Origin of the sequence: Streptomyces sp. NPDC007264, from assembly GCF_042869095.1 — a bacterium.
GTDB lineage: Bacteria > Actinomycetota > Actinomycetes > Streptomycetales > Streptomycetaceae > Streptomyces.
This window is the reverse complement of record NZ_JBIAFD010000041.1, coordinates 1-2,668: the sequence shown is the minus strand read 5'-3', so window position 1 is coordinate 2,668 and position 2,668 is coordinate 1. Positions and strand designations below refer to the sequence as shown.

The 2,668-nt window shown below is 64.7% G+C and carries 2 protein-coding genes; both read right to left on the bottom strand.

Features of this window, described 5'->3' with window-relative positions; all coding sequences use genetic code 11:
* Nucleotides 1-164: 164 nt before the first annotated feature.
* Nucleotides 165-560 (bottom strand): DUF5958 family protein, encoded by a 396-nt coding sequence (locus tag ACFYMU_RS33345; RefSeq protein WP_388381468.1) that lies wholly within the window; start codon nt 558-560, stop codon nt 165-167.
* 85 nt (nt 561-645) lie between these two features.
* On the bottom strand, nt 646-2,118 hold the full coding sequence (locus tag ACFYMU_RS33340) for a hypothetical protein (RefSeq protein ID WP_388381467.1): 1,473 nt from the start codon (nt 2,116-2,118) through the stop codon (nt 646-648).
* Between the last annotated feature and the right edge of the window lie 550 nt (nt 2,119-2,668).

Sequence of the window (2,668 nt, the reverse complement as noted above, 5' to 3'; positions counted from 1 at the left end):
TCAGCCCGCCCCCTTGCGCGTACCGCATGAGACCGTCGTACCGCAGGGATCACACCCCGTCACCACCCCGGACATCGCGCATTCAACCTGAGTAACGGGAAGGTCGTGCCATGACTCGATCCTTTCATGAAATCGAGCCTCCATTCGACACGGGGCGGTTCATTTCAGGTTGCATCCCTCAGCAGACTGGGCAGGTTGTGCCACTCGTGACCGCACCCATCGGCGCAATGCAGCGCGCGCCGGCGGGTGTCCGCGATGCTGAAGAGGGCAACCAGAAGGCGGAAGGACTTGGTGAGTTCATAGGCCGGAAGCCCTGCCATCCCGAAGCGCCACTTTGTGAGCATCACCGCCGGCGTGTATGTGGGACGAATGCCAGAACGCGCAATGCTCTCCGGTACGTCGTCCTCGCAGGCGCGGGCCTGCCCACAGAACAGCACCAGTGCATGCAAAACCTTGCGTCGGTCATCCTCGGAGAGGCCCTCGAACCACTCGACACCCTGGGCCATCGGTCTGAGCCCCTGCGCGAGTTCGTTCAGAACCACCTCGTGCGCGTACAACATCGGCCACCTCGCCTGAGATATGGACGTCGACGATTCCCCGGCTGTTCATCACGGACCTAGCTATGTCCGCGCTGGTCTCGAGCGGTCACTTGCGGCTCTGGCCACGCATCACATCGAGCACATCGCCCGGGGCCAGCCGATCACGGTACAAAAGCACCCAGGCGACGGCGCCGACCACGGCAACGATTTGAGTAGATCCGGCGGCCGAGAGCTCCGACAAGCCCGCTGCAATGGCGGCACCGGTCATCACCACACCAAGGATTATCAGTCGCACCCATTCTCGATTGACGGCGGGATCTACTCCTTTCAAATCTTCAGGATCCAGCAGGGCGAGTGTGCGGCCCTGCGCGTACCGTTCAGTGATCGTCAACAGCAGTTGCGCCATTTCTTCGAAGACCTGGCCTGTGTCTGCGTCGATGTCCTGTCGTGCTTCTAGCCGCCGGATCGCCCCTACTACGTCGGCCGCATGCTTCCGGTACTCGCGCCGGCGCGGACCGGGCACCTGACGGTGCCGGACCTTCCATGCCGACCACACCACCCGCTCAACCTTGGAGAGGTCCACGCGCGGAGCACAGATAGCGCTATGAGGCTGCGTGATGGTCAGGTAGTAACGCCGCGCCGCCCCCACGCGGCCAACACAGTCGATCAGAACCGCGACCGGCCGGGTGCGCTTGGCCGCCCCCGGGCGCAGGCTCAGCAGCGACCGCAGCCACCATCCGCGAGGATGAGGGGCGGCGAAGCCTGGACCGTGCTTGCTGTCTGCCCTGGTCGGCCCGCGTCGGCCGAGAAGTCCCAGCACGGCTCGTAGCGCAAGGAGAAGCGCGACAGTCAGAACGAGTCCGAACACCGCAGTAGCCGCCTCGGCGGAGCGGCCTTCCGGGGCACCGAGTGCCGGAAGATATTGGGTGGCCTTCCTCCAGATCGACTCACCGAACGCCCGGAAAGTCGTCACTACCGTCACATCGATGTCTGGCTGCTCGCCGCTCCATTCGACCTGCCGGGCCGGCCCCCACAAGCCGCCGCCGGGCGCCCACCACACAACGGGAGCTCTTTCGCTCTCCGCCCACACATGGGACGACCGCCTGGTGACGACATTGACGATGCTCCCCAGGTTAAGCAGGATCTGCAGCAGGATGAACGCCTTGACGAGGTACGCGACCGCAGCCAGCGGCGCGACCTGATGCCACGAGCGCAATGCAGTGCGCACCTGTCGACCGACAGGAAACAGCCTGTAGGCATCCCGGCCAAAAGGCCGCCTCACCCATGCCAGGTGCTCCGCAACTCCGCGCCTGCTCCACCGGACATAGGCGCTCACTACACGGCCCAGAGTGTGTTGGTACACCCACCCGCCCGCGGCGAGCAAAGCCCATCCGAGGCGTTCGGCCAGGGCAAGTAACCGTTGCAGGAACCACCGGACCCGCAACACGTCACGCGGGTCGACCGTCTCCGATATCCCCCATACGACTATGCCCGGCAGTGTGAGCACTAGGAACAAGCTGAGCAAGAATGCGACCACTTCAAGGACCATGCCCAGAGCAGCCCACGCGACTTCGATCACCCCGACAGTCTCGCCGAACGCGTGCGGTGGCGAGTCCTGTTGGCCTGTTATCGCGTATGCAGGGGGTGCGCGGCCGGCGCTGGCAGGTCATCTCGTGGCCACCGACGAAGCCCGGCCGTCGGTTAGGTCCCGGACGAGTCTCCGAGCCGCCCCCAGACAGGCCGGGGATGAAACCATTCCTTCAGAGCTGGAACCCCCGGAAGCCGACCGCGCTCTTGAGACCATAGGCGCAAGCACTGACAACGCACCTGTCGGCGATCGACCATTGAGCGGGTGAGTGTGTAACTGCGTGACAACGCAGACGCACAACGGCGGACGCCCGCGAACGTCTGCGCACCATCAGAGCAGGTCAAAGGCCCACCGGCTCAAGGCTCAGCTCCCGCCCAAGTTGCTTCGGGACGAAGAGGTCGCTCCGCTAGGGTGCGCCGCATGACCGACGACGTCCCCGCATGCCCTGAGAGGGCGGTATGAGAGTGCATAGGAGTTTTGTCGTCACCTGAACGTGTGGCGGTGCGGCATCCCGTCCGGTCGGCGGCCATGGGCATGTTGG

Coding starts and splice junctions, on each gene's coding strand:
- ACFYMU_RS33345 (WP_388381468.1), bottom strand. CDS start 560: ATGTTGTACGCGCACGAGGTGGTTCTGAACGAACTCGCGCAGGGGCTC.